This window comes from Corallococcus exercitus (genome assembly GCF_003611585.1).
GTDB lineage: Bacteria > Myxococcota > Myxococcia > Myxococcales > Myxococcaceae > Corallococcus > Corallococcus exercitus.
Genome location: NZ_RAVW01000051.1, coordinates 1 through 24370, shown reverse-complemented (window position 1 = coordinate 24370; position 24370 = coordinate 1). Strand labels below are relative to the sequence as shown.

Sequence of the window (24370 nt, the reverse complement as noted above, 5' to 3'; positions counted from 1 at the left end):
AAGGCTCCCATGATTCCCACCACCCGCCGCCGCACGCTCACCCTCGCGGCGCCCGAAGCCCCGGGCCGTCCCGCGCACGTCTCCGCCGCCAGTGGCCTGGTGCGCGCGGGGGACTGGCTCTACGTCGTCGCGGACGACGCGCTCCACCTGGCCGTGTTCCCCGCCGTGGGAGACGCGCCGGGCCACACCGTGCGCCTCTTCCCGGGAGACCTTCCGGACGAACACGCGGCGCGCAAGGCGGCGAAGCCGGACCTGGAGGCGCTGTGCCGGCTGGGCCCGTCCGCCTCGTTCGCGCACGGAGCGCTGCTGGCCCTGCCCTCGGGGTCCACGCCCACGCGGCGACGGGCGTCGGTGCTGCCCCTGAACGCGGACGGGACGCTCGCGGGTGAGCCGCGCACGGTGGACTGCGCGCCGCTCTACGTGCAGCTGGAGCGGGAGCTGGTGGCGCTCAACGTGGAGGGCGCGGCGGTGGCGGGCAAGCGGCTGCGGCTGCTCAACCGGGGCAACGGTGAAGGCGGCGTGGACGCGCTGGTGGACCTGGACCTGGACCGCGTGCTGGCCAGCCTGGACGCGGGCGTCATGGGGCCGGAGGCGGTGCGCACCGTGCGCCGCTGGGAGCTGGGCGAGGCCAACGGCGTGCGGCTGTCCTTCACGGACGCGTCACCGCTGCCGGACGGGCGCGTGGTGTTCACCGCCACGGCGGAGGCGTCCCGCGACCGCGTGGCGGATGGCCCGGTGGCGGGTTCGGCGGTGGGCGTGCTCGCGCCGGACGGCACGCCCGTGTACCTGGACGCGGTGGACGTGCCCGTGAAGCTGGAGGGCGTGGACGCGCGCGTGGAGGGTGGCCGCGTCCACGTGCTGCTGGTGGCGGACGCGGACGACCCGTCGGTGCCCGCGCCGCTCCTGGAAGCCGCGCTGCCCGTGCCGGGCTAGCTAGCCGCCGCGCTTCACCAGCAGCGGGCCGAAGGCCTGCACCACCGGCATCATGGAGATGACGTTGATGTTCACGTGCGCGGGCCGCGTGGCCACCCAGTACACCGTGTCCGCGACGTCGTCGGGCGTGAGCGGCTGGGTCCGGTCGTAGAGCGCGGCGGCCTTCGCGTCGTCGCCGCGGAAGCGCACGTTGGAGAACTCCGTGCCGCCCAGGAGGCCCGGCTGGATGTCCGTCACGCGCACCGCGGTGCCGTGCAGGTCCGCGCGCAGGTTGAGCGTGAACTGATGCACGAACGCCTTCGTCGCGCCGTACACGTTGCCACCCGGGTAGGGGAACTCGCCCGCGATGGAGCCGATGTTGATGACGTGCCCCCGGTCGCGCGCCACCATGCCCGTGAGCGCTTCGCGCGTGCAGTACAGGAGGCCCTTCACGTTGGTGTCCACCACCACGTCCCAGTCCTCCAGCCGCGCCGCCTGCGCGGGCTCCAGCCCCAGCGCGAGCCCCGCGTTGTTCACCAGCACGTCCACCTGCGCGAAGTCCGCCGGCAGCGACGCGAACACCGCCTTCACCGCCGCCTTGTCCGTCACGTCCAGCGTCACCGGCAGGAGCCGCTCGCCCAGCTCCGCCTGGAGCGCCTCCAGCCGGTCGCCGCGCCGCCCGGTGGCGATGACGCGCGCACCCTCCTTCACGAAGCGGCGCGCGATGGCCTGCCCGATGCCCGCCGTGGCCCCTGTCACCAGCACGTTCATGTGAATGTCTCCCACGCGAGAAGTCAGTCGCCGCGGTCTCGGGCGGCTTCCTCGGCGCTGCCGCCCATGGCTTCCACGGAGGTGCGCGCCTGCTTGCTGCGGTCGAACGCCACCTCCTTCTTGCCAATGCCCTCCACCGTGAGGTTGGCCAGGCGGCGGCGCGCCCGCGCGATGGCGTCCTGCACGAGCGCCGGATCCGGGTGCGTCTTCAAGCACTCCACCCAGGTCTCGATGGCCTTCTCGTTGTCGCCCGCGTCCGCGCGCAGCTTGCCCATCTCGAAGAGGGCGTACGGCGCCAGCTCCGAGTCCGGGAAGCGCGAGCGCAGATCCGCGTAGGTGCGCAGCGCTTCCTGGCGCTTGCCCTCCACCATGGCCAGCGCCTGCGCCTGGAGGAAGAGCGCGTCGTCCACGTAGGGGCTGGTGGCGAAGCGGTCCGGCAGCTTCTTCGCCTCCAGCTCGCACTGCGGATAGTCCTGGAGCTCGAAGTACGTCTTCGCCACCTGGTACTGCAGCTCCGCGCTCTGCGGCGGGTTGCGGTGCAGCGCGGCGGTGAGCTGATCAATGGAACCGCGCAGGTCGCGGTAGTGCACCCGCAGCAGCTCCGCCAGGATGATGCGCGCGTCCAGCGCCTCCGGGGACTCCGGGCACTGCTGGATGAGCTGGCGGTAGACGCTCACCGCCTCCTTCACCTTGCGCTGCTCCAGCCAGTACACGTCCGCGGCGCCCTTGAGCGCCCGGGCGCGCATCACCAGCGCCTCCGGGGACTCGTCGCGCAGCAGCAGGTCGTACGCCTTGCGGTACTCCACCAGCGCTTCGTCCGGACGCTTCTCGAAGATGGCGTCGCGGGCGCGCTGCATGTGGTCCACCGGCTTGTCGCGGCAACCCGTGACGGCGAGCGCCCCCACCGCGAGCACGCAGGCCCATCGCGACAGCCCGCGCGTCATTGGCACGACTCCGGGATGAGGCGCACGCAGCGCGTCTCGTCGCAGCGCACGCACTCGCGCTCGGAGGAGACGTCCGTCACGCACACGGAGACGCGCGAAGTCCGGGGGCAATCCTCGGACGTCACGCAACGGTAGAGCCCCCCGTCGGTCCGGGTGATGTCCACCGACGTCGAGCCGCAGTTCTCCAGGTCGTTGCATCCCAGGAGCCCCGCCGCCACGACCGCCATTGCTGCCACCAAGGCGCGTTGCACGGCCCGGGTTCTAGCCAACTTCCGACCCCGGGTCACGAACCGTGCGCCCGCCTGCCCGCCTGTCATGCTAGCCCTGTCGCGTCGCGCCCCTTCCTCCACCTCCCAGGAGTCCTGAAACCATGAGCCTTCCCTCTCGTCCTCGCGCGGTGGTGACGGGCGCCGGCAGTGGCCTTGGCCGTGCGCTGTGTGAAGCCCTGGCGGCCCGTCAAGCGCGGGTGATGGTGTCGGACGTGGACCCGGCCAGCGCGGAGGAGACCGCCCGCCGCGTCACCGCGCTGGGCGGCGAGGCGCGCGTGCACCCGTGCGACGTGACGAACGCGGACGCCGTGGAGGGGCTGGCGCGCGCCGTGGATGAGGCGTTTGGCGGCGTGGACCTGGTGGTGAACAACGCGGGCGTCGCCACGGGAGGCGCGGTGGGCGCGCTGCCCCTGTCCGAGTGGAAGCGCGTACTGGACGTGAACCTGTGGGGCGTCATCCACGGCTGCCACGCGTTCGTGCCCAGGCTTCGCAAGCAGGGCTCCGGACACGTGCTCAACATCGCGTCCGCGGCGGGGCTCGTGTACGCGCCGAACCTGGCGGCCTACAACACGTCCAAGGCGGCCGTCGTCGCGCTGTCGGAGACGCTCTACGCGGAGCTGCACCCGCTGGGGCTGGGCGTCACGGTGGCGTGCCCCACGTTCTTCCGCACCAACATCGCCTCGGCGGCCGCGCCCTACTCCGACCCGGAGACGCGCCGCATGAGCGTGAAGCTGGTGGACCAGTCGAGGATTGGACCGGAGTGGGTCGCCGAGCGGCTGCTCAAGGCGGTGGACCGGAACGCGCCGCACGTGCTGCCCATGGCGGACGCGCGCTGGTTCTGGCGGCTGCGGCGGCTGGCGCCCGGCATCTTCCTCCGGGGCGTCATCGCGGTGGAGAAGCGCATGCGCGAGCGCACCGCGCGCATCCCCGGCTAGAGCCGCTGCATTTCAGTTGCTGCGCTGCCGCGCGGGCACCTTGCCGGAGGTCAGCACGGAGGTGTCCACGGACGCCATGGAGTTGCGCTGCTTGAGGGTGCGCGCCTTCTGGTTCTGCTTGTCCTCGTGCGCCAGGATGGCGGCCATGTGGGCGTCGGACACCTTGCACTGGATGGCGCTCACCTCCTGGTGACGCCGCCCCAGCTCGTTCCACATGGCGAGCCGTCCCTGGCTGCCCATGAGCCGGTCCTCGACCGCGTCCAGGGCCTGGTCCATCTGCTTGCCCTCGGCCTCCAGGGCCGCGAGCCGCGCTTCGGAATCCTCGGGGGACTGTCCGCATCCCGTGGACACGGCGAGCCCCACCGCCACTGCCAGTCCGAGCCACATCCGCCGCATCCCCACGTCGCCTCCCTCGTGTCTCGGGCCGCACACACCGGCCGTCAGGCAGCGCAAGGTAGGAACGGGCCTGGGGAGCGACAACCCGGACTGACGATGGGGAAGCAGGCGTTTCCAGGAGCGAACGTTTGGGCATCTTTCCCGTCCCACCGGTTTGACGGTGAGGCAGAAGGGCCCCGCATCCGCGCGTTGCACACGCCCCGGGCCTGTCCCAGGTTGGGAGGGTCATGCCCACGGGAGGAACGCGATGAAGGATTCTGCGAAGCCCGACACCCCGCGCTGGATGACCGGCGCCATCGCGGGTGCGGCGCTGTCCCTGGCCTCGGTGGATGCGCACGCGGACGCGCCCGCGAAGGCGCTCGTGCCCACGCGGCTCACGTTCAAGGATGACGGCAAGGTGCCCAACAGCCGCTTCCCGGTGCTGGTGTACCGCGCGGCGGTTTCACGCGAGGGCGACGTGGCCGCCACGTTCGAGCAGCGCTTCGAGGCGAACGGCTGGCCGCCGCAGTGGCGCTCCAGTGTCTACGACTTCCACCACTACCACTCCACCGCGCACGAGGTGCTGGGCGTGGCGAAGGGCAGCGCGAAGCTGATGCTCGGTGGGGAAGCGGGACAGGTCGTCAGCGTGCAGGCCGGTGACGTGGTGGTGCTGCCCGCGGGCACCGGGCACAAGCGTGTGGAGTCCAGCGGCGACTTCCTCGTCGTGGGTGCCTACCCGGAAGGCCACGGCCAGTGGGACCTGCAGCGTCCGGACGCCGCCACGCACGATGATTCCGTGAAGCGCATCGCGCAGGTGCCGGTGCCTCCAAGCGACCCTGTCAGCGGGAGGGACGGCGCACTGGTGCGCGACTGGAAGTAGCCGTCACGGCGTGGACCTCGCCACCCCGCCGTCCGGAGGCGGCGGATCCCAGAACTTGAGCTCGAACGTGTAGGGATGGTCCTCCGCATACCATCCGAAACGCTCCCCCTCTTCCGGGCCGTACTGCGTCGCCTCGATGTCGCGGATGGCCTGCGCGAGACGCGCGTTGCTGACGGTCGGGTCCCACGAGATGGCGCGGCACTGCTCCGCCCGGCCCTTCTTCGTGATGACGCACTTCACGGTGGCACGTCCCAGCGGTGGCGAGTCAGGCTCCTTCGGCCCCATGATGCTCGCGCACCCCGCGAGGCTCAGGAGCCCTACGCACCACATCCCCTTCTTCATGCGGTGCTTCCCCCTCGTCTCTTCACGTCACGGCGCGGAGCGCGCCCGGTGCTTCAGGATGAACTCACACACCTCGCGCGCGGCGCCGAAGCCCGCGGCGCGCTGGGCCACGTAGTGCACCTGCGCGCGCACCTCGTCCGGGGCCTCGGGCACGGTGGCGGAGAAGCCCACCGCGTTGAGCAGCGGCAGGTCCACCACTTCGTCACCCATGTAGCCGCAGTGCTCCGCGGACACGTTGAGGATGCCGAGCAGCTTCTCGAAGTGCGCCACCTTGTCCTGGCTGCCGAAGTGCACGTGACGCAAGCCCAGCGACTGCATGCGCATCTGCGCGGAGAGGCTGTCGCCGCCGGAGATGGCGGCCACCTCGATGCCCGCTTCCTGGAGGCGCTTGATGCCCATGCCGTCGCGCACGCTGTACATCTGCGTCCAGCCGGAGTTGGGCACCCAGAAGATGCGGCCGTCGGTGAGCGTGCCGTCGATGTCGAAGATCATCACCGACAGGCGCGCCACGCGCGCCTTGAGCGACTCCAGGTCCTGGTTCATGCCGTGCCTTTCGCTACTTGGGCACGGCCTTGAGCGAGGCCTTGCCGTCCTTGATGACGACCTTGAACTCCACGGCCTTCGCGTTGTGCTGCTTGAGCAGCTCCGGCACCTGCTTGCGCAGCGTGGCGGCCACGGACTCGTAGGACAGCTTGGACGTGTCCTCCTGGCAGCGGCGCTTCGCGGTGACGTACGCGTCGTACACCGCGCGCAGCTTGTCGTCGGACATGCCGCCACCGGGGCCCGCCGCCGCCGGACGGGGCGGCGCCGCCGCCGGAGCCGCCGGACGCGCGGGCTGCTGCGGAGCCGGAGCACCGGGCGCCTTCGCGGCCATGCCCGGAGGCACCGCCGGACGTCCCGCCGCCGGAGTCCCACCCGGAGGCACCACGGGCGTCACGGACGGCAGCTTCGACGTCCCCACCGCCGGAGTCCCCTTCTGCGGCGTGCCCCCCACGGGAGCAATGGACGGCAGCCCGCTCACGGGGGCCACCGCCGGAACACTCTTCGCCGGAGGCACCAGCCCCGCGGGCGTGCCCCGGGGCGCACCGGCCGGCGGCGCCGCGACGGGCGCCACCGAGGGCGTGCCCCGGAAGGGCGTTCCGCCCGCGCCCTGCTCCGCCAGGTACTCCGCGGCGAGCTTCGGCTCGTTGATGGGCCTGCGGCCGGTGAGCTCCTCGATCTCCTCGAAGTCCATGTCGTCGACTTCTTCGGTGAGCTCCACCACGCCCTTCTGGCGCTCGCCAGTGGCACCGGGCTGCTTCGCTCCGGCGCGGCGGCGGGCCTTGGCCAGGTCGCGGCGGTAGGTGCCGGCCTCGATCTCCTGGAGCGTGCGCACCCACAGCCGCTCGTAGGTGAGGAACTTGTTGTGGAGGCTCTGCACGCGGAACTTCACCGACGTGCTGCGGATGAAGGCCCCCTTGAGCTTCAGCATCCGCTTCTTCAAATCCTCATGCGCGCGGATGGGCGCCTGGCGCTCCATGCCCAGGAAGTACTGCTCGTAGCTGTGGCGCAGCTCCGCGATGGCCGCTTCCAGCTCCTCACATTCGTGAAGGGCGGCTTCGCTGGAGGAACTGGCGTCCTGCGCGGGCCGGCCCCCACCTTTGGCGGCGGGCCGTGCGTTGTCGGGCGGCGGCATGTCCTGGGAGTGTCCCCAACCCGGGCGCGGCTCGCAACCTCAGGCCGCCGACGGTGTCGGTCCCAGGCCAGCCGACTCACCCGCCGGCCGGTGGCGCGCCATCAGCAACGCACCGAAGGTGAACATGCACAGGGAGATGAACTGGCTGGTGGACACGTTGTACCAGGCCTCCAGGGGCACCGCCCCGGCCAGCCCCTGGGCCCCCAGCGACTCCAGCAGGCCGTGCAGGGTGCCCCGCTCCACGTCGCCCCGGAACAGCTCCACCGCGGTGCGCAGGACGGCGTAGGCCATCAGCCACAGGGCGAAGATGTGCCCGTGGAAGCGGCGGAAGCGGCGCGCGTACAGGAGCGCCACGAAGAGCACCAGCTGCCCCACGGACTCGAAGAGCTGCGTGGGGTACACCGGCAGCGTGGTGCCGTGCCGGGCCACCCAGTCGGAGATGCGCACCGCGCCCGGCGCCGCCTGGTGGAGCACCTGCCCGGTGGCCTCCACCACGAAGCGGTCATCCCCGGCCTGCGAGCCATACGCCAGGCTGGACGCGCCCCCCAGCCGGCCGAACAGGTCCTGGGCCAGCCCGGAGCCCGGGAAGCTGACGCCCGTGTGGGAGTGGCTCCCCGCCATGTCGCCCCAGCAGCACCCGGCGGAGAAGCACCCCAGGCGCCCCAGGCACTGCCCCAGCGACACGGTGGGGATGCACACGTCCGCCAGCCGCAGGAAGTCCAGGCCGTGCCTGCGGGCGAAGAGGAACGCCGCCCCTCCCGCGCCAATGAGGCCGCCGTAGAACACCAGCCCGCCGCCCAGGGAGAAGGCCTGCGTCCAGTCGCGCGCGTAGTCCTGCCAGTTCACCAGCACGAACAGCACGCGGCTGCCCACGAGCCCGCCCACCAGCACCCAGAACGCCAGGTCCATCACCTGCTCGCGCTTCTGGGGCCCCTCCGTGTCCACCCAACCCCGGCCCTCCACGAAGGACACGCGGCGCCACTCGTCCTGCGCCAGCCGGCCCGCCACCGACACCGCGGTGACGAAGCCCGCGGCCAGGAGCACGCCGTAGGTGTGCAGCGGGATGCCCTCGCCCCTGCCGCCAGGGAAGGCGTCCGCGGGCAGCGCGTACATCAACCCGAAGTACGCGAGGAAGCCGCCCACCACCGCGAACCCCGCCGCGCGCAGCAGCTTGTCCTGGAGCGGCACCGGCCCCTCCTTGCCCGTCTTCGCGTCCACCGGCCCCAGCGTGCCCTTCCAGCCGTTGACGGCGACGGAGGCCACCACCCCCACCGCGGCGGCGTACAGCAGGAGCTGCATCCACAGGCTGGTGAAGGTCAGGCGCAGCAGGACGGGGAGCATGGGGACCTCCGGGCCTTCACGAAGCCTTCGCGGGAGCGGAGGGCGCGGGCTTCTCCTTGCGCACGAAGGCGTCCACCACGAGCATCCCCACGCCGACGCAGATGGCCATGTCCGCGACGTTGAACGACGGCCACGCGGCCTTGTCGTACCAATGGGCCTCCAGGAAATCGATGACGAAGGCCCGCGCCACGCGGTCGATGTAGTTGCCCAGCGCGCCGCCCAGCACCAGCGGCAGGCCCCACAGCGCCCACACCTCCGCGGGGTCCGTGCCGGACAGCTTCCGGAAGTAGAAGACGATGAGCAGCACCGCGCCCAGGCTCACCAGGTGGAAGAGCGGGCCGCGCACGTTCGGGGGCAGGTTGCGGAACATGCCCCACGCCGCGCCCGGGTTCTCCGCGTAGCGCAGGCGGAAGAAGTTCTCCGCCACCTCCACGTGCGTCTTCGGCTGGAAGTGCAGGCCGCGGAATTCCGGGCCTTCCGCGGGCGAATAGAACGCGCCCAGCCTTTCCGACAGCGTGGTCGTCCCGTCGAAGCGGGTGGTGAGGTCCCGCACGACCAGGTACTTCGTCCACTGGTCCAGCACGATGACGCCCAGCGTGAGGGCGAGGAGGATGGCGTATTTGCGCGGCACGGAGTGGGCTTATACCAGCCCACCCCCGCGCGTCACGGCTGAGGGCTGCTGCCCTGGGGAAGCGGCGGCGTGGCCACGGCCTCCGGCCGGCGCAGCGAGTCCAGCAGCATCAGCGCCACGCCCACGCAGATGGCCGCGTCCGCCACGTTGAACGTGGGCCAGCGCATGCCCGGCTGGTTGCGCCAGTGCCAGTCGATGAAGTCGATGACGTAGCCCCGGATGAGCCGGTCCACGAAGTTGCCCAGCGCGCCGCCGGTGATGAGCGCCAGCGCCACGCGCACGCCCTTCTGCGACGGCTCCGTGCGGCGGTACAGCACCAGGATGAACGCCAGCGCCGCCAGGCTCACCACGTGGAAGAACGCCTTGCGCGCGGTGTCCGGCAGGTTGGAGAACATGCCCCACGCCGCGCCCGGGTTCTCCACGTAGCGGAAGTGCCAGTAGTCCTCGATGAAGCGGTACGGCCGGGTGTTCTTGCGGAACACGCCCTCCACCGGAGGGTCGTTGTCCAGGTTCTGCTCGCTGAGGAAGCCGGAGACGCGAGCCAGACCGCTGCGTCCGTCCAGCGCTTCCGTCAGCCGGGACACGGCCAGGTACTTGGACACCTGATCCGCCGCCAGCACGGCGAGGACCACCACGAGGAGGAGGCGGAGGGAGGCTTTCATGCGGTGCCCGAACCTCTATCGTGCCCCCGGGAGCCCTGACAACCCGGACCCGGGCCGGGGCCCGCCAGCCCGCCTGTCCTCTCCCTCCCGGAGGCCCCCTGTTTCGGGCATGGTGCGCCCATGGCGCCTGTTGAGCCCGACGTGAAGAACCCTGCTCCCGACATTGCCCCACCCGAAACCACCACGACCCCGGCGGCGAAGCCGTCGCTGATGGCGCGCTTCAAGGCGCTGCTGGTGGACTACGGCCCGCTGGCCATCGCGGTGAACTACCTCATCTTCGGCCTGGTCATCGTGGGCTTCTGGGCGGCCATCCGGGCCGGCTTCCAGCCTCAGGGGACGGGGGCGAACGTGGGCGCGTGGGGCGCGGCGTACATCGCGTCGCAGGCGGTGAAGCCGCTGCGGCTGGCGGCGGTGTTCGTGCTGACGCCGCTCATCGCGCGCATCCCGCCGGTGGGGCGCTTCATCGCGAAGAACAAGCACAAGTGGAGCTTCTGAAAAAGCGACGGGCCGGGCACCGGGGATTCCCGATGACCGGCCCGCGTGACCCGCGCGCCTTCTAGAAGTTGGGCGTGACGTACGTCTTCACGACGCCCATGTGCTGCATGCTGGCGGCGCCGCTGTCGCTGGACAGTGCCGGAGAGATTTCGGAGATGGGCGTGTAGACGCGGCTGTCGAGCACGAGCCCGCCCGCGAAGGTGCTGTTGCCAATGACGGTGGACACCTGGAACTGGCGCAGGTCGTCGTCCACGAGCACGTGGTCGTACGGCTTGCTGCGGCCGGCATTGGTGCCCCCGTTGCCGTTCTTGTCGGCGGGATAGGGGCTGGCCGTGTTGACCACCTGCTTGAAGGTGGTGAAGCAGGCCTCGGAGCGGCTGTCGGTGTTGAAGTCGCCGCCGATGGCCAGATAGTCGCTGGTGGGGATGTTGGCCTTGATGAACTTCACCAGGTTGGTGGCCTCCGTGTTGCGGACGCCAGAGCCACTGGTGAGCAGGTGCACGCTGACGACCCAGAGGTCACGAGGGCCCGGGATGTTGATGCGCGCCCAGGCGAAGTCACGGTTGGAGACCTGGGTGTCCGTCCACTCGCCCGACTCGATGATGGGGTAGCGGCTGATGACGCCGTTGGGGATCTGCGCGCCGGTTTCGCGGTAGTAGAAGAAGCCCGTGCCGAAGGCCGTGTCGACCATGGCGCGGATGTCCGCGGCGGAGTTCGACTTGTAGTTGAACTCCTGGATCATCACGACGTCGGGATCCACGCCTTGCATCAACCGGATGCCGTGGCCCGGGTCGTAGCTCTGGCCGTTGCCGCTGGTGAGGTTGGCCGCCATCAGGCGGATCTGCGTGACGCCGCCATCGGAGTCCGGGCCGTCAATCGTGCCCGCGTCCGTCGCGGAGCCCCCGTCGGTAGAAGAGCCCGCGTCCGTCGCGGAACCCGCGTCGGTCGAAGTGCCCGCGTCGACGGTCGAACCCGCATCCACCGACGTGCCCGCGTCGACCGCGGTGCCGGCATCATCGGAGCCCGAGTCCACGTCGGAGCCAGCATCCACGGTGGTGCCCGCGTCGTCCTCGACCGTGGGCTGACCCGAGTCCACGGTCTCGCCCGCGTCGGTGCGGGTGCCAGCATCGGCCGAGGTTCCCGAGTCAGGCGGAGCGATGGGCTCGTCACCCTCGCCGCAGGCGAGCGCCAGGAAACCCAGCGCCACGAAGGGGCGGAGGAACGGGGGGAACTTCATGGCCATACAGGGACCTGGATCCTTGCTTCCGAGGGGGTCGAGGGGGTGTTCCACCGGCTTCGGCGCGCCGACTGACGCGTGATTATAGAAGTTTGCAGGAAGGCTGTCCCCTGACGGCCCGTGAGGATTGCCTTCTCCGCCCTTCAAGAATCCGAGAGTTCCACCGCCCCAAAGCTGGGGAAGGCTGGGATTCGAAGGAAGGCATCACGGAAACGGGCCACGACGCAGCAGGACGTGAGGAGTCCAGGATGTCGGCACGGCAGCTCACGGTGCGGTTCCACGGCGCACTGAACGATTTCGTGGCACCGGAGCGCCGGGAGCGAGCGTTCACTCACGTGCTGCAAGGCAGCCCTTCGGTGAAGGACCTCATCGAGTCGCTGGGACCGCCGCATCCGGAAGTGGACGTGGTGTTGGTGGACGGCGAGCCGGTGGGCTTCGGGCACCGGGCGGAGGCGGACACGACCGTGGAGGTGTACCCGGCCTCCGTGCCGGTGCCGCTGCCGGAGCTGCCGCGCTTCATCCTGGACGTGGGCTTGGGGCGGCTCTCGGGCTTCCTGCGGATGCTCGGCTTCGACACGCTCTGGCGCAACGACTACGCGGACGACCTGCTGGCGCGCCTGTCCCACGACGAATCGAGGGTGCTGCTGACACGGGACCTGGGCGTGCTGAAGCGCTCGGAGGTGGTGCAGGGCTACTACCCACGAGCCACCGACCCCGCGCACCAGCTGGTGGAGGTGGTGCGGCGCTACGGCCTGACGTCACGCATGCGGCCCTTCTCCCGCTGCATCGCCTGCAACGCGCCGCTGTCCACCGCGACGCCAGACGAAGTGCAGGGCCGCATCCCCGAAGGCGTCGCCGAACGCCACAGCCACTTCCAACAGTGCCCCGGCTGCAAGCGTGTCTTCTGGCCCGGCACGCATCACGAACGCATGCAGAACCTGGTGGACACGCTGCGCAGGCTGGAACAGTCCAGCTAGAAAGCAGACGTCTGGAAATAATTTGAAGGCAAAGCTCAGGGATTGAGCTGGGAAGCGTCTGGACACCTGCAATGCCAGACCCCCACTCAGAGGCCAACACCCTCAGCATGAAATTGCACCTTCGCGATTCCCTTATCTTTGGACTTGCATTCCTCGCAGCCTGCACAGCGCAGGACGCACCGCCTGAAGAGGCTGTCCTTCCTCCGCAATCGATGCTCCAACGGCTGGACACGCCAGCGAGTCGAGTCCTGGCCGTTCCCAAATGGGTGGGCGTGCTGAAGGCCCGAAGCAGGACAAGCGGCCAGTGGACGACGCCCCAAACCACTCACCAGTGGAAGGGAGACCTGACGTACTTCGCCCCCATCGAGATCACCATGCTGGAGGCGTCGAACTTCGCGTTCGTCGACATCAAGCGAGGCTTCTACAACTTCAGCCGGATCGAGCAGGACACCTTCCAAGGACAGACCTACGCAACGTATGCGGCCCGGTGCTCGGACAGCACGGCCGCCCGCACGTCTACGATGGAGTTCCCCTCGGACAGTACCTACAAGATGCAATTGACCCCGTTCAGCAGCATTCCGTGCAAGGGGACAGGAACCCAAGACGGGACCACGGCCGACACCACGTACTACTGGTACGCCCTGAGCCCCTTCCAGTTCGGAAGTCACTTCGTCTTCGACCTTCCCGCAGTGGATGCCCCTCTGCGCATCCACGGGACGAAGCACCTCATCACCAGCGACTCTACCGTCCTGACGAGCATACCGGACCCCGTGCCCTACGGTGTCACCCCCGTGGAGTGGGACATCGAGTGGGACCTCAGGCCTGCGAGTGACGCTCTGGATCTCGTCTTGAGCGCGGAGAACCACGATGACTGGCTGCCGCTTGCCAAACTCGAACCCGTCATCGGCTCGTCCTTGACGGCAGGTTCTCCGGAGCCCGGCTCAACCCTGGTAGTGACGGCCAAGGCAGTTCCCAAACCTGACTCCTCGTCGACGCCCAAGCTGAAGCGAATCACCTTCTATCTCAAATCCTCCAACGTCCCGGGCATTGCAATGAACACGCCCTACGAAAACACGCCTCCTTTCGGAGACGTTAACCGGGACCTGCAGTTTGAGCAGGAGAAGAACGCCCTTCATGGGCTGGACTTCATTGATATCGCGACGGTACAGACCCCTGAAGGCGAGTACATGGAAGCCGAGGCCGTTGTCTCCTCCTTCGACTTTGGTGGATATGGAGAAATCGTCGCATGGGGCGAAACCGAAGACGGTGACTCGGTCATGTCGATGCTCGAAAACCCAGGGAGTACGCCTGGTGCTCCCCTTCCCCCGATTGAGGGACCGCTCCTCTTGCCAAAGCGCGCGTCAGGTTCCTTCATCGCGGACAAGTGGAAGGCTGACACGAATAGCCTGTCAAAAGCCGATCTAGACGACAGTGACATTCTGGGCGAAGGACGAGGAGATCCCGGCTGCCCAGGAGACGGACTGACCCTCTATGAGGAGTACAGAGGCTTCATCCTGAACAATCAGCACATCCGGACCCACCCTGCTGACGTTGATTACTTTCTCAACAACAAAATAGGAGGAGCCGCCAGTGGCGGCATCAACCTCTTCAGCAGCCTCACCGGAATCAAGGTGCATTTCGCAAGCGCAGATGACTTCGAAACATCAACCCGCATCATTAATTCTGCTTACGACAAGGCAACCCATCAGAACGACCAGCATCTCGTCATTCTTCAGGAAAAAGCAGGCACCAACGGGACATCCAAGACATATGGAGGCCCTGGCAACCCACGCAAAATCCAATACATCGGCATTGCAACCGGCACTATCAACGACGTTCCTGAGGAAGGGCGCACCTCTATCATCGCGCATGAACTGGCACATTCCGTCAATGTTCCCCATCATGGAGAAGGGGGGATTTTCATCGCGACCATTACGGGCAACGGAACACTCAGAAAAGAGACCCCGGTCGACGAAACCCTCTCGCCGGGAGGCGTTGAAGTCTACCTGGAGTCGCTGACCCGGGATCAATCTCCCCGAGAATTGGCTACTGACCCCAAATACCTCATCGCGACGCGATGTTCTCAGGATGGAACCCAGAGCGTGTTCTCTGGGGCGCATGACTGCATCATGCGTTACCGAGCAGACGTCATGGTTCATTTGACTCCTGTGAATGAACGCCACAGGCGCTACTTCCTCACAGGGCATAATCCGGAGCCTTACGGAAACACGCTCTGCTCAACCAAATACGGCACTGGATTCAATGCGGGCCCTAACGGTCGTCATCTTGGCGCCGCTGCCGGTCGTGGCGAGTGCATCAAGAAGATCTGCGCCAGTGACAAGTACACCCTCCCAGCATGGCCCGAGCCTCCGTGCACGCCCATCCGAACTGTGACAACCTACTCTGAATGATTGAAGTGGTAGGGGCACGCCATCGCGAGCATGTCTCGCGGTGGCGTTTCTTTCCGTAGCCTCAGCTCAATGCCTCACGGCATTTAAGACAGACATCTTCACCCCGCCCCATTGCTTCGGAATACACCCAGCAGCGAGGGCACTTCTGGCCGTGAGCAGGCAACACTTCGACGGAGAGCGACGCGCCGTCACCGAAGGCCTGTGAAACATCCAGGGCCTTCGCTGACTCGGACGGAACCTCCGCCAGCTCCACCTGGCTCACGATGAACAGCCCGGGCAGCTCCGCGAGCTGCGCCTCCAGCACCTCCCGCACCGTACCCGTGGCGCTCACCACCACGCGGGCCTCCAGCGACGCGCCGATGCGCTTCTCCCGCCGCGCCACCTCCAGCACGCCCTGCACCGCGCTCCTTACCGCGAACAGCTTCGTGTAACGCGCCTCCAACTTCGAAGGCATCTCGGACTTCACCTCAGCGAAGCCCGCCAGGAATACGCTCTTCGCGCGCTCTCCGGGCAGGTGCTGCCAGGCCTCCTCCGCCGTGAAGCTCATCACCGGTGCCAGCAGCGGCAGCAGCACCGTGAGCATTTCGTGCAGCACCGTCTGCGCACCCCGCCGCGCGGGCCCGTCCTGCTTGGCCGTGTAGAGCCGGTCCTTCAGGATGTCGAAGTACACGGCCGACAGGTCATTGGCGCAGAAGTCCACCACCGTCGCGTAGACGAGGTGGAACTCATAATCCTCGTAGGCCTGACGCACCCGCGCGGCCACCTGCGCCAGCCGGCCTCGCGCCCACTGGTCCAATGGCAGCAGCGCATCCGGGGCCACCGCGTCCTCCGCCGGGTCGAAGTCGTGCAGGTTGCCCAGCGCGTACCGCAGCGTGTTGCGGATCTTCCGGTAGCCCTCCGACAGCCCCTTGAGGATGGCGTCCGACAGGCGCACGTCGTTGCGGTAGTCGCTCGCGGCCACCCACAGCCGCAGCACCTCCGCGCCGTACTGCTGGATGACCTTGTCCGGCGCCACCGTGTTGCCCCGGCTCTTGGACATCTTCTCGCCCTGGCCATCCACCACGAAGCCATGCGTGAGGCAGGCTTTGTAGGGCGCCACGTCGCGCGTGCCCACCGACACCAGCAGCGAGGAATGGAACCAGCCCCGGTGCTGATCACTCCCCTCCAGGAACAGGTCCGCCGGCACGCGCTGCCGCTTCTCCAGCACCGCGGACGCCATGCACGCCGAGTCGAACCACACGTCCAGGATGTCCGTCTCGCGGTGGAACTCCCCCTTGCCGCAGCGCGGACACGTGAAGTCCTGCCCGAGGAACTCCTTCACCGGCGTGCGGTACCACACGCCCGCGCCCTCCTTCTCCACCGCCGCCGCCACCCGCTCCATCACCTCCGGAGACACCACCGCGTCGTCGCAGCCGTCGCAGTACGCGATGGGGATGGGCACGCCCCAGCTGCGCTGGCGGCTGATGCACCAGTCCGGACGGCCCTCCAGCATGCCGCGGATCCGCGACTGCCCCCACGAAGGCACCCACTGAACCTTGTCCACCTGCTCCAGCACCACCTGCCGGAACGTCTGCGTGCCGTGGAACGGCGCATCCATCGGGATGAACCACTGGTAGGTCGCCGCCTGGATGACCGGCTGGTGGCAGCGCCAGCAGTGCGGATAGCTGTGCGTGACGGTGTCTGATTTGTCATTAAGCAGCGCGCCCCGCTGTACCAGCAGGTCCAGCACCACCGGGTTCGCGTCGAACACGCGCCGGCCCGCGAGCACCTCGCCCACCGTGTCGTCGTAGCGGCCGTCCGCGCGCACCGGGTTGTAGATGTCCAGGCCGTACTTCAGGCCGACCTCGTAGTCCTCCTGGCCATGCCCCGGCGCCGTGTGCACCAGTCCCGTGCCGGCATCCAACGTGACGTGCTCACCCAGGACCACGCGGCCCTGCCGTTCGTAGAACGGGTGCTGATACGTCACGTGCTCCAGGTCCTCGCCCGTCGCGTACGCGAGGATGCGGGACGGATCCACCAGCGCCGGTGACGACACCTCCCCTGTGGGGAGCTGCACGTGCTTCACGGCCAGCTCGTCCGACTTCACCTCCGCCAGCACCTTCGCCAGCAGGTCCTTCGCCACGCAGAGGACGCGGTCCTCCAACTGGTAGAAGACGTATTCGAACGTGGGGTTGACGGCGATGGCCAGGTTCGCCGGCAGCGTCCACGGCGTCGTGGTCCAGATGACGAAGGACACGCGCTGTCCCTTCAGCTGCGGCAGCCGCTCCACCAACTCAGGGCCCGCGTCGAAGGCCACGTACACGGACGGCGACGTGTGCTCCGCGTACTCCACCTCCGCCTCGGCGAGCGCGGTCTGGTCCTGGAGGCACCACGCCACGGGCTTCTTGCGCCGGTACAGCATGCCCCGCCGCGCGAACGCGGCCAGCTCGCGCACCTCCTGAGCCTCGTAGCTGAAGTCGAGCGTCCGGTAGGGCGCGTCCCACGTCCCGAAGACGCCCAGCCGCTGGAACTCCGCGCGCTGGATGTCCACGAACTCCAGCGCGTACTCGCGGCAGCGCTCCAGGAGCGCATCACGCGACAGCGTGCGCTTGTCCAGCTTCTGCTCCTTGAGGCGCTTCTCCACGGCCTGCTCGATGGGCAGACCGTGGGTGTCCCAGCCGGGGATGAAGTCACACGGGCGCCCGGAGAGGTTCCGGAACTTCACCACGATGTCCTTCAGCACCTTGTTGAGCGCATGCCCGGCGTGCAGGTGGCCGTTGGCGTACGGAGGCCCGTCCGCCAGCACGAAGGGCTCACGGCCCGCGTTCTTCGCGAGCAGCTGCCTCCACACGTCCTGCTCCCGCCACCAGGCGAGCAGGCGCGGTTCGAGCTGGCCCAGGTTCCCCTTCATGGGGAACTCCGTGCGCGGCAGGTGGACGGTGGCGTCGAGGTCCTTGCGGGAGGGGGCGTCGCTCATGGCTTGAGCGCCCGTAACACCCTCCCGCCGGTCCTTCAATCACACGCGCGAACTCACTCCTCGTGGTCGTCGTCGCCGTGGTCGTGCGTGTGCGGCTGGGGCGTGGACTTGCCCTTGCCCTTGGGACACTTCTTGGCGCACTTCGCCTTCGCCGCCTGGAAGGCCTTCGTGCACTTCTCATTGCACGACTTGTCCTTGGCGGGGCACTTCCTCACACAGGCCTGGACCGTGGAGCCGGCGCTGATGGAGCACTTCTCGTCGCACGTCTGCGCAAGCACCTGGGGCGCCACCAGCACCGCGCCCAGCGCCATCAGTCCCAGCCAGCCCCGCACCGCGATTCGCGTCTTCATGTCGGTCTCTTGTTCCTCGTCCCGCTGGCGTCACTCGCCCGGGGTCAAACCATCGTCCGGCGCCACTGCCCGGCGCACCAGCCGCACCGCCACCGGACCTTCCTTGGTGACGCCCAGGTTGAGCGAGACCTCTTCCGTGGAGGACTTGAACACGCGGGGCTGGATCTCCTTGAAGCCCGCCTTCGTGAGCGCCTCGCGGTAGAAAGCCTCCACCTCCGCGGTCGTCTTGCCCGGCACCGAGTAGCTCACCGTGCGCGCCCCCTCCGTCTCCGCCGTCAGGACCCGGGAGCCTCCCGGGAAGACGGGCAGTCCGGCGGGCTGCGGGGCCTTCGCCGCGCCCAGGTTCGCCTCGCCCAGGAATACCGTGGTGGTGCCGTCCGGGTTCACCTGGAGGATGGCCGTGTAGGAGATGAAGTTGCGCGTGTCGATGCCCGTCACCATCGGCTCGCGCAAGAGCTGCGGCTGCTTGTACGCCTCCGGCACCACGAAGCCCCAGGAGAGCCACCGGTCCACCACGCTCTGGAGGATGACCTGCGCCTTCTCCTTGCTGCGCACCGCGAGCAGCTTCACCGGCACACCGTTGGCGTCCACCTGGCCCGGCACGTCCACCACGCTGACGGTCTTCGGGATGTCCCAGGTGAAGTTGGCCCGCTGGGCCCACACAGGGGAGGCGCCCGCGAGTGCCAGCACCAAGGCCCAGCGTCCGAACACACGCTTCATCAACGGTTCCTTCCTACTGCCGGTGCGAACGCGCGGCCTTGACCGACTTGCCCGACTTCGGCCCCGAGTCAACTTCCGGCTTGGGGCAGCGGGCCTTGCACTGATTGAACTGGGCCTGGAACTTCTGCGCGCAGCGCGCGGAGCAGGCGCGGCTGCTGTCCTTCGCCGACCCCGGGCTGCTGGGCGCCGGGCAGGCGGTGATGCAGGCGCTGAGCGTGTCCCCGTTCTTCGTCGCGCAGTCGGTGTTGCATGAGTTGCTGTCCGCGCGCGCGGGAGCCGCCGCCAGGCACATGCCCAGCACCAACGCCAGCCCTCCACACGACAGCAGGCTTCGCATCTTCATCTTCAGCAATCCTTTCCAAGGAAACAGCCGCGACGGTCCAGATAGCCCAGACCGTAATGGGGCGTGGTGATGCCAATCAGAGCGCCAGGCGACGTGTTCCACAGGTTGCCCAGGGGCGACACCTTGAGCCAGGCCTGCATGAATTGACTCTCCTCACCCGCCGCGCTCATCCAGAAGGTGTTCTCCCGCTGCATCAGCACCAGGGGCGGCAGCGGGTTCATGAAGAGGGCGTCCATGGCCAGGAAGCTGGCGTAGGTCGGGATAGGCAGCGTGGTGGGCTCGTAGACGCCCTTCGTGGCCGCGTAGAACGGCCCGTTGGTGCACGGCAGCGCCATGTCCTGGAACAGCAAGCAGACGGAGGATTCGATCTCGTTGGACAGCCCCCAGTCGTCCACGAGCATGGAGAAGCGGCCCGGGCAGGTGCCCCCCACCGCGCGGCCGATGCCACACACCTGGATGTTGGCGTTGGCCGCCTCCAGGTGCTGCTGGTTGTACAGCCCCGTCTCCGGCGTCTGGTCCAGGAAGCGGCTGGGGATGTTCCACGCGCTGAGGTTCGCCTGGGACGTGCACGACGTGCCGCCCTCGTCGCGGTAGATGAGCCGGGTCAGCACGGGACCATTCCAGCCCAGGCCTCCATTCTGGCTGCAGCTCACGCGCAGGCCCGAGCCCTGCGTGAACACCTGGGTGATGGTGTCGCCGTGGTTGACGGACGACAGACCGTTGAAGTCCGCGTAGCGCGCCTGCGCGTCTTCACCCGCACGCTGCATGGAGTCGTGCGCCGCGCCGTAATCCACGGGGATGTCATGCATGTCGCCGTGCGTGCCGTTCCACAGCGCGGACACCGCGGCCTCCTGCACCTTCAGCGACAGGAAGCCCACCTCCGCGAAGTGGATGCCGAACACCAGGATGGTGACGAACAGCGTGACGCCGAGGGCCGCCTCCACGATGGATTGGCCCCGCGCCTGCCGGTGACGACGAAGATGGCTGTTCATCACTGGAACCCCTTGAAGCCCACGCGCCGCAGTTCCTGGATGGTCGCGGCGGAAGCCGGAGAGCTGGTGCCCAGCGCGCTGATGGCGTCATCCAGACCCGAGTCGTCCGTATCCACCGGCACCAGCGTCGCGCGCCAGTAAGGGTTGAGCAGGTTGGGCGGCTCGCTCCAGTGGGAGATGCCCAGGCTGCGCCCACGGTGGTAGTACGCGATGCCCGTGGACAGCGCCGTCTGGATGCCCAGCGGCGTGCCGTCCGCCATGGTGGCGCTGCGGTTGTCGAACTTGCCCGCGTTCGGGTTCGGGTTGCTCGCCTCGAAGCGGAAGCGGAACGCCAGGTTCCACGGGTCCTGCTGCGCCGCCGGCATGTTGCTGCGGTCGCGCTGGATGACCGCGAAGTTCTTCGGCTGTCCGAAGTTGTTGTCCTCGCCGTTGGGCCACAGCTCCGTCAGGTTGTAGTCCAGGAACGGCGGCCAGATGCCCGGGCAGCTGGACGGGCCGCCCAGACACGGCGCCAGCATGTGCCGCGCGAAGGGGGCGGGGTCCGTGCCACCGAACCACATATGCGTGGGCGTGGGCATGACGCCACCGGAGGCCGCGAACAGGGCCAGGGTCGGCACCGTGCCGCCCACCATCACCGGACACGGCGGCCCACCGCCATGCGCGATGTGGTTGTAGATGAAGGCCACCTCGCCCTCGTCCTCGGCCGTGACGGCAGGGGCATAGGGGGGAAAGAGCCCGTACTGGAGGATGGGCTTGCCGAAGTGGGCCGTGCCGGCGGCGAACGGGAGCGTGACGATGTCCGGCGGCAGGATGACGAAGGCCAGGTTCGCCTCGTGCGCGATGTACTGCTCGATGGTGCGCGACGTGACGAAGGTGAAGCCGCGGCTGCCCATGGCCGCGTCCACGGCGTGGGCCACCGTCATGGGCAGCGGATCACAGACCGCGCCGCCACCCAGGCACACCGCGTTGTCCGCCAGCTCCTTCTTGGAGATGTTGCCCGCGGACGGCGCCAGCCACCCCGCGTCGCGAGGGTTCTTGCCCGGCACCAGGTCCCCCAGGATGTCGTTGGCGAAGCCCTGGTCGTTCACCTTGTCCTTGAGGCTCCTGAAGTCCGCGTACGAGGAAGCATACAGCGCGCCCGCGGCCAGCTGATGCAGGCGCATCTGCAGGCCCACCATCGGATCCAACGACTGGAACACGGCCTCCACGCGCAGGTCCTCGCGCTGGAGCGTGGTCATCAGCCGGCCCAGGTCCGTCACCCCGCGCACGCCGCACTGGCACATGCGGGCGCAGAAGCCGTTGGACCAGGCGCAGGGGCAGCCCGCGGTGGCGAAGGCCTGATAGGTGGGCAGCCACGCCGCGTAGCCGAGCTTCGCCGCGTTCAACTCGCCGCGGTAGAGGCTGGCCCAGTTCAGGAGACTGGCCGCGCCGGCGTTCGCCACCATGTGGGCGATCTCCGCGCGGTTGGAGACGGCGATGGTGTTGAACGTGCGCGCCGTGGCCACCGCGTTGGAGAACGCGGCCGCGTCCGCCACCGTCTGCACCTCGATGCGCTCGCGCACCTTCATGGTGAACGACAGCGTGAGGGCCACCATCAGCAAGAGCAGCAGCATGCTGAGGACGAACAGCACCAGGGTCTGACCGCGCTGGGGGGAGGAGCGCTTCATGGTTTTCACCGGGGACAGTTCATGGTGGCGAAGAAACGCGACTTCACGGGCGTCATCATCCGCATGGTGAACGTGGTGATGATGGGGAAGACGTACTGCCGCGCGTTCACGCGGTCCGCCAGCTCCGCCGCCAGCTCGCCGTCCAGCACGTGCGACGCCGTCACCTCACCGCCGTTCCAGTTGGCGTTGCGCTCGGCGACGAGCAGCGGGTTCGCGTCCGTGTAGGGACGCAGGCCGAAGTGCGCCAGGAACATGCGCGACATCACCCAGTTGGCGAACGGGATGCGCAGCGGGTACCAGAACACCAGCTGCACCTCCAGCCGCCGCAGGTGCCCCGGCCGGTCGAAGTCGCTGTCCTCCGGGCTGTCCACGCCGCCGCCCGCCAGGTCCCGCAAAATCCAGACGATGCTGCGGTTGTGCGCGCCGTCCAGGCCCGGGCCCGGCCCGCCGGAGCCCGCGTAGCGGTTGTTCATCCGCGCCGCGAACGCCTCCGCCAGCAGCCGGGGCGCGTCCGAACCCGCGCCACGGCCCAGGGGACCGTTGAGCGACCCCGTCCCCTGCCCCATGAACGAGTGGAAGGTCGGAATCAGCGCCAGGATGGCCGCGTGGGTCATCCGCTCGCAGTCCCCGTGCGCCACGCTGCCCGCGCGCGTCGCCCGGAAGGCCGCGTAGTGCGTCATCACCCGCGCCTGCATCATCAGGAAGAGCTGGAGCGCTCCCAGAATCAGGAACACGACCAGTGGCAGCGACAGAGCGGCCTCCACCAGGGCCTGGCCGGATTCGCCTGCTTCACGGGGGGATCGTGCGCTCATACGGAAGCTCATCCTGCGGGATGGGGGAATCTCGCAGTATCCGTCAAGTGACCGCCGACACACTGCGTCGGGGTCCGAAGGGGGGCCTGGATTGTCGCAGAGGTCGCCCCCCCTTGGAAACTTCCCGGGGAAGACACACCGCCCGTGAAAACCATGCGACGGCGATGTTTCAGCGCGGTTTCAGGCCCTTGGCGTCGAGCTGATACTTCTTCACCAGCCGCTCGATGGACTTGCGGTGCAGCCCGCTCTCCCGGGCGGCGCGGGACAGGTTGCCCTCGCAGCGGGTGAGGACGCTGGTGACGTACTCGCGCTCGAAGTTCTCCAGCAGCTGCTCCTTGGCGTCCTTGAAGGCCAGGTGCTCGTTGAAGGGCAGCGGCCCCTCGCGGGCCTGGCCCCGGACGCGCGGGGGCAGGTGGGAGGGCAGGATCTCCTCGCCCTCGTCGGAGAAGGTCAGCACGTGGGAGAGGACGTTCATCAGCTCGCGCACGTTGCCGGGCCACGCGTAGGCCATCAGCAGCCCCAGGGCCTCCGCGGAGAAGCGCTTGCGGCCGTGCTTCTCCACCACCTCCGGCTCCGCCAGCGCCTGCTTGAGGATGAGCGGGATGTCATCCCGGCGCTGGCGCAGGGGCGGCAGCTGGATGTGGATGACGGACAGGCGGAAGTAGAGGTCCTCGCGGAAGTTGCCCGCGGCGATCTCCTTCACCAGGTCGCGGTGGGTGGCGGCGATGACGCGGCAGTCCACCTCGATGACGTCGTTGCCGCCCACCCGGCGCACCTCGCGGTTCTCCAGCACGCGCAGGAGCTTCGGCTGCAGGTCCAGGCGCAGCTCGCCCAGCTCGTCCAGGAAGATGGTGCCGCCTTGCGCGCGCTCGAAGGCGCCAGGGCGGCTGGACGTCGCGCCGGTGAAGGCGCCCTTCTCATGGCCGAACAGCTCGCTCTCGATGAGGTTGGGCGGGATGGCGCCGCAATCCAGCACCACCATGGGGCCCTTCTTGCGGCCGGACAGCTCATGGATGGCGCTGGAGACCAGCTCCTTCCCCGTACCCGTCTCCCCCTGGATGATGACGGACACGTCCATGGGCGCGATGCGCTTGATGAGCCCGAACACCTGCCGCATCTTCACGCTCTGGCCCACCATGCCGCACAGCTCGCCCTCGCGGTCGGGCTCCACCGCCACCTCTTCATCCAGGGGGGCGAAGGTGATGACGGAGGACCCGGCGCGGATCTGCGAGCCCGGGGACAGGTAGGCCCGTTCAATCCGCCGGCCGTCCAGGAAGGTGCCGTTGGTGGAGTTCAGGTCCACCAGGAGGTAGCCGCGCTCGGTGTACTGGACCTCGAAGTGGTGGCGGCTCGCCGTGCGGTCCTCCACCAGCACCAGGTCGTTGCCCGGGTGGGCGCCGCAGCGAAGCCGCTCCTTGTCGCTGGCCATGGAGCGCCCGGTGTCCGGCCCCGACGTCACCAGGAGCCGGCACTTGTGCAGCTTCACGGTGGCGCGTGGATCCACCACCTGCGTCTCCCCCAGCAGCGAGGACTGGGAGGACAGTTCGAGTCCGACATCTCCTGGATTGGTGTGGATGTCGTCGGGATGCGGGTTCGGTGCGGTCATCAGTGAACGAGAGGATAGCAAAGGGTTCCCACCTCCCGTGCCTCCCCGCCCGTGCGTGCTAGTGTCC

Annotated in this window: 25 protein-coding genes; 6 read left to right on the top strand and 19 right to left on the bottom strand. The window is 68.5% G+C overall.

Annotated features, from left to right (window positions below; all coding sequences use genetic code 11):
- Positions 1–9 precede the first annotated feature (9 nt).
- Entirely contained in the window at positions 10–933 is a 924-nt protein-coding gene (locus D7W79_RS09430; RefSeq protein ID WP_120525012.1) for a DUF6929 family protein, read from the top strand.
- Here the strand turns inward: D7W79_RS09430 and D7W79_RS09425 are convergent, their stop codons facing one another.
- From D7W79_RS09425 to D7W79_RS09415, 3 genes are read right to left on the bottom strand one after another with little or no spacing between them, the layout of a single operon-like run.
- Positions 934–1683 (bottom strand): SDR family NAD(P)-dependent oxidoreductase, encoded by a 750-nt coding sequence (locus tag D7W79_RS09425; RefSeq protein ID WP_120525020.1) that lies wholly within the window; start codon positions 1681–1683, stop codon positions 934–936.
- Between the two features lie 23 nt (positions 1684–1706).
- A complete protein-coding gene (locus D7W79_RS09420) occupies positions 1707–2627 on the bottom strand; it encodes a tetratricopeptide repeat protein (protein ID WP_120525011.1) in 921 nt (306 codons plus the stop codon).
- Complete coding sequence (locus D7W79_RS09415; RefSeq protein WP_244221680.1) at positions 2624–2878, bottom strand: hypothetical protein; 255 nt, start codon at positions 2876–2878, stop codon at positions 2624–2626. Before D7W79_RS09415 ends, D7W79_RS09420 begins: the two co-directional genes overlap by 4 nt.
- 119 nt (positions 2879–2997) lie before the next feature.
- On the opposite strand from D7W79_RS09415, the gene D7W79_RS09410 reads away from it, so the two are divergent.
- Entirely contained in the window at positions 2998–3831 is an 834-nt protein-coding gene (locus D7W79_RS09410; RefSeq protein ID WP_120525010.1) for an SDR family NAD(P)-dependent oxidoreductase, read from the top strand.
- A 12-nt stretch (positions 3832–3843) separates the two neighbouring features.
- On the opposite strand, the gene D7W79_RS09405 is transcribed toward D7W79_RS09410, so the two are convergent.
- Complete coding sequence (locus tag D7W79_RS09405; RefSeq protein ID WP_244221679.1) at positions 3844–4218, bottom strand: hypothetical protein; 375 nt, start codon at positions 4216–4218, stop codon at positions 3844–3846.
- Positions 4219–4474: 256 nt separating this feature from the next.
- On the opposite strand from D7W79_RS09405, the gene D7W79_RS09400 reads away from it, so the two are divergent.
- Positions 4475–5086: a cupin domain-containing protein gene (locus D7W79_RS09400; RefSeq protein WP_208729678.1), complete on the top strand. Its 612-nt coding sequence runs from the start codon at positions 4475–4477 to the stop codon at positions 5084–5086.
- A gap of 3 nt (positions 5087–5089) precedes the next feature.
- Here the strand turns inward: D7W79_RS09400 and D7W79_RS09395 are convergent, their stop codons facing one another.
- The 6 genes from D7W79_RS09395 to lspA (D7W79_RS09370) are packed head-to-tail and all read right to left on the bottom strand — an operon-like array spanning position 5090 to position 9737.
- Positions 5090–5428 carry a hypothetical protein gene (locus tag D7W79_RS09395; RefSeq protein WP_120525007.1) on the bottom strand — a complete coding sequence of 113 codons (339 nt, stop codon included), beginning with the start codon at positions 5426–5428 and terminating at the stop codon, positions 5090–5092.
- Between the two features lie 27 nt (positions 5429–5455).
- A complete protein-coding gene (locus D7W79_RS09390; RefSeq protein ID WP_120525006.1) occupies positions 5456–5971 on the bottom strand; it encodes a KdsC family phosphatase in 516 nt (171 codons plus the stop codon).
- A gap of 13 nt (positions 5972–5984) precedes the next feature.
- The gene (locus tag D7W79_RS09385) at positions 5985–7103 is read right to left on the bottom strand and encodes an MXAN_5187 C-terminal domain-containing protein (RefSeq protein ID WP_120525005.1); all 1119 of its coding nucleotides are present in this window, start codon (positions 7101–7103) and stop codon (positions 5985–5987) included.
- A 39-nt stretch (positions 7104–7142) separates the two neighbouring features.
- The gene (locus D7W79_RS09380) at positions 7143–8444 is read right to left on the bottom strand and encodes a prolipoprotein diacylglyceryl transferase (protein ID WP_120525004.1); all 1302 of its coding nucleotides are present in this window, start codon (positions 8442–8444) and stop codon (positions 7143–7145) included.
- A gap of 16 nt (positions 8445–8460) precedes the next feature.
- The gene (gene lspA / locus D7W79_RS09375) at positions 8461–9075 is read right to left on the bottom strand and encodes a signal peptidase II (protein WP_120525003.1); all 615 of its coding nucleotides are present in this window, start codon (positions 9073–9075) and stop codon (positions 8461–8463) included.
- A 32-nt stretch (positions 9076–9107) separates the two neighbouring features.
- Positions 9108–9737, bottom strand: coding sequence for a signal peptidase II (gene lspA / locus D7W79_RS09370; RefSeq protein ID WP_120525002.1), 630 nt, complete (start codon positions 9735–9737; stop codon positions 9108–9110).
- A gap of 120 nt (positions 9738–9857) precedes the next feature.
- On the opposite strand from lspA (D7W79_RS09370), the gene D7W79_RS09365 reads away from it, so the two are divergent.
- Complete coding sequence (locus tag D7W79_RS09365; RefSeq protein ID WP_167497680.1) at positions 9858–10232, top strand: hypothetical protein; 375 nt, start codon at positions 9858–9860, stop codon at positions 10230–10232.
- 61 nt (positions 10233–10293) lie between these two features.
- Here D7W79_RS09365 and D7W79_RS09360 read toward each other — a convergent pair whose 3' ends face one another.
- Positions 10294–11475, bottom strand: coding sequence for an endonuclease/exonuclease/phosphatase family protein (locus tag D7W79_RS09360; protein WP_120525001.1), 1182 nt, complete (start codon positions 11473–11475; stop codon positions 10294–10296).
- 242 nt (positions 11476–11717) lie between these two features.
- Between D7W79_RS09360 and D7W79_RS09355 the strand changes: the two genes are divergently transcribed.
- On the top strand, positions 11718–12446 hold the full coding sequence (locus D7W79_RS09355) for a Mut7-C RNAse domain-containing protein (protein ID WP_120525000.1): 729 nt from the start codon (positions 11718–11720) through the stop codon (positions 12444–12446).
- Between the two features lie 107 nt (positions 12447–12553).
- Positions 12554–14857, top strand: coding sequence for a hypothetical protein (locus tag D7W79_RS43195; protein WP_147441864.1), 2304 nt, complete (start codon positions 12554–12556; stop codon positions 14855–14857).
- 61 nt (positions 14858–14918) lie between these two features.
- Here D7W79_RS43195 and ileS read toward each other — a convergent pair whose 3' ends face one another.
- The 8 genes from ileS to D7W79_RS09315 form a co-directional block, all read right to left on the bottom strand.
- Positions 14919–17813: an isoleucine--tRNA ligase gene (ileS, locus tag D7W79_RS09350; protein WP_120524999.1), complete on the bottom strand. Its 2895-nt coding sequence runs from the start codon at positions 17811–17813 to the stop codon at positions 14919–14921.
- Between the two features lie 53 nt (positions 17814–17866).
- Positions 17867–18163 carry a hypothetical protein gene (locus D7W79_RS09345; RefSeq protein ID WP_120524998.1) on the bottom strand — a complete coding sequence of 99 codons (297 nt, stop codon included), beginning with the start codon at positions 18161–18163 and terminating at the stop codon, positions 17867–17869.
- A 30-nt stretch (positions 18164–18193) separates the two neighbouring features.
- The gene (locus D7W79_RS09340; protein ID WP_120524997.1) at positions 18194–18883 is read right to left on the bottom strand and encodes a hypothetical protein; all 690 of its coding nucleotides are present in this window, start codon (positions 18881–18883) and stop codon (positions 18194–18196) included.
- Between the two features lie 13 nt (positions 18884–18896).
- Positions 18897–19226, bottom strand: coding sequence for a hypothetical protein (locus tag D7W79_RS09335; RefSeq protein WP_120524996.1), 330 nt, complete (start codon positions 19224–19226; stop codon positions 18897–18899).
- 2 nt (positions 19227–19228) lie between these two features.
- Positions 19229–20218: a pilus assembly protein gene (locus D7W79_RS09330; RefSeq protein WP_120524995.1), complete on the bottom strand. Its 990-nt coding sequence runs from the start codon at positions 20216–20218 to the stop codon at positions 19229–19231.
- Positions 20218–21885, bottom strand: a complete 1668-nt coding sequence (locus tag D7W79_RS09325; RefSeq protein ID WP_120524994.1) for a pilus assembly protein TadG-related protein — start codon at positions 21883–21885, stop codon at positions 20218–20220. The genes D7W79_RS09330 and D7W79_RS09325 overlap by 1 nt, the downstream gene beginning before the upstream one ends.
- Before the next feature lie 5 nt (positions 21886–21890).
- Entirely contained in the window at positions 21891–22697 is an 807-nt protein-coding gene (locus D7W79_RS09320; protein ID WP_120524993.1) for a TadE/TadG family type IV pilus assembly protein, read from the bottom strand.
- Between the two features lie 169 nt (positions 22698–22866).
- A complete protein-coding gene (locus tag D7W79_RS09315; protein WP_171433434.1) occupies positions 22867–24303 on the bottom strand; it encodes a sigma 54-interacting transcriptional regulator in 1437 nt (478 codons plus the stop codon).
- Positions 24304–24370 lie beyond the last annotated feature (67 nt).

Bases quoted from the DNA above. Each gene is read 5' to 3' on its own strand.
- D7W79_RS09420 (WP_120525011.1), bottom strand. From the start codon at position 2,627: ATGACGCGCGGGCTGTCGCGATGGGCCTGCGTGCTCGCGGTGGGGGCG.
- D7W79_RS09325 (WP_120524994.1), bottom strand. From the start codon at position 21,885: ATGAAGCGCTCCTCCCCCCAGCGCGGTCAGACCCTGGTGCTGTTCGTC.
- D7W79_RS43195 (WP_147441864.1), top strand. From the start codon at position 12,554: ATGAAATTGCACCTTCGCGATTCCCTTATCTTTGGACTTGCATTCCTC.
- D7W79_RS09395 (WP_120525007.1), bottom strand. From the start codon at position 5,428: ATGAAGAAGGGGATGTGGTGCGTAGGGCTCCTGAGCCTCGCGGGGTGC.
- D7W79_RS09380 (WP_120525004.1), bottom strand. From the start codon at position 8,444: ATGCTCCCCGTCCTGCTGCGCCTGACCTTCACCAGCCTGTGGATGCAG.
- lspA (WP_120525002.1), bottom strand. From the start codon at position 9,737: ATGAAAGCCTCCCTCCGCCTCCTCCTCGTGGTGGTCCTCGCCGTGCTG.
- ileS (WP_120524999.1), bottom strand. From the start codon at position 17,813: ATGAGCGACGCCCCCTCCCGCAAGGACCTCGACGCCACCGTCCACCTG.
- D7W79_RS09355 (WP_120525000.1), top strand. From the start codon at position 11,718: ATGTCGGCACGGCAGCTCACGGTGCGGTTCCACGGCGCACTGAACGAT.
- D7W79_RS09365 (WP_167497680.1), top strand. From the start codon at position 9,858: ATGGCGCCTGTTGAGCCCGACGTGAAGAACCCTGCTCCCGACATTGCC.
- D7W79_RS09385 (WP_120525005.1), bottom strand. From the start codon at position 7,103: ATGCCGCCGCCCGACAACGCACGGCCCGCCGCCAAAGGTGGGGGCCGG.
- D7W79_RS09400 (WP_208729678.1), top strand. From the start codon at position 4,475: ATGAAGGATTCTGCGAAGCCCGACACCCCGCGCTGGATGACCGGCGCC.
- D7W79_RS09345 (WP_120524998.1), bottom strand. From the start codon at position 18,163: ATGAAGACGCGAATCGCGGTGCGGGGCTGGCTGGGACTGATGGCGCTG.
- D7W79_RS09390 (WP_120525006.1), bottom strand. From the start codon at position 5,971: ATGAACCAGGACCTGGAGTCGCTCAAGGCGCGCGTGGCGCGCCTGTCG.
- D7W79_RS09340 (WP_120524997.1), bottom strand. From the start codon at position 18,883: ATGAAGCGTGTGTTCGGACGCTGGGCCTTGGTGCTGGCACTCGCGGGC.
- D7W79_RS09320 (WP_120524993.1), bottom strand. From the start codon at position 22,697: ATGAGCGCACGATCCCCCCGTGAAGCAGGCGAATCCGGCCAGGCCCTG.
- D7W79_RS09425 (WP_120525020.1), bottom strand. From the start codon at position 1,683: ATGAACGTGCTGGTGACAGGGGCCACGGCGGGCATCGGGCAGGCCATC.
- D7W79_RS09330 (WP_120524995.1), bottom strand. From the start codon at position 20,218: ATGAACAGCCATCTTCGTCGTCACCGGCAGGCGCGGGGCCAATCCATC.
- D7W79_RS09410 (WP_120525010.1), top strand. From the start codon at position 2,998: ATGAGCCTTCCCTCTCGTCCTCGCGCGGTGGTGACGGGCGCCGGCAGT.
- D7W79_RS09335 (WP_120524996.1), bottom strand. From the start codon at position 19,226: ATGAAGATGCGAAGCCTGCTGTCGTGTGGAGGGCTGGCGTTGGTGCTG.
- D7W79_RS09405 (WP_244221679.1), bottom strand. From the start codon at position 4,218: ATGTGGCTCGGACTGGCAGTGGCGGTGGGGCTCGCCGTGTCCACGGGA.
- D7W79_RS09430 (WP_120525012.1), top strand. From the start codon at position 10: ATGATTCCCACCACCCGCCGCCGCACGCTCACCCTCGCGGCGCCCGAA.
- D7W79_RS09315 (WP_171433434.1), bottom strand. From the start codon at position 24,303: ATGACCGCACCGAACCCGCATCCCGACGACATCCACACCAATCCAGGA.
- D7W79_RS09360 (WP_120525001.1), bottom strand. From the start codon at position 11,475: ATGGCCATGAAGTTCCCCCCGTTCCTCCGCCCCTTCGTGGCGCTGGGT.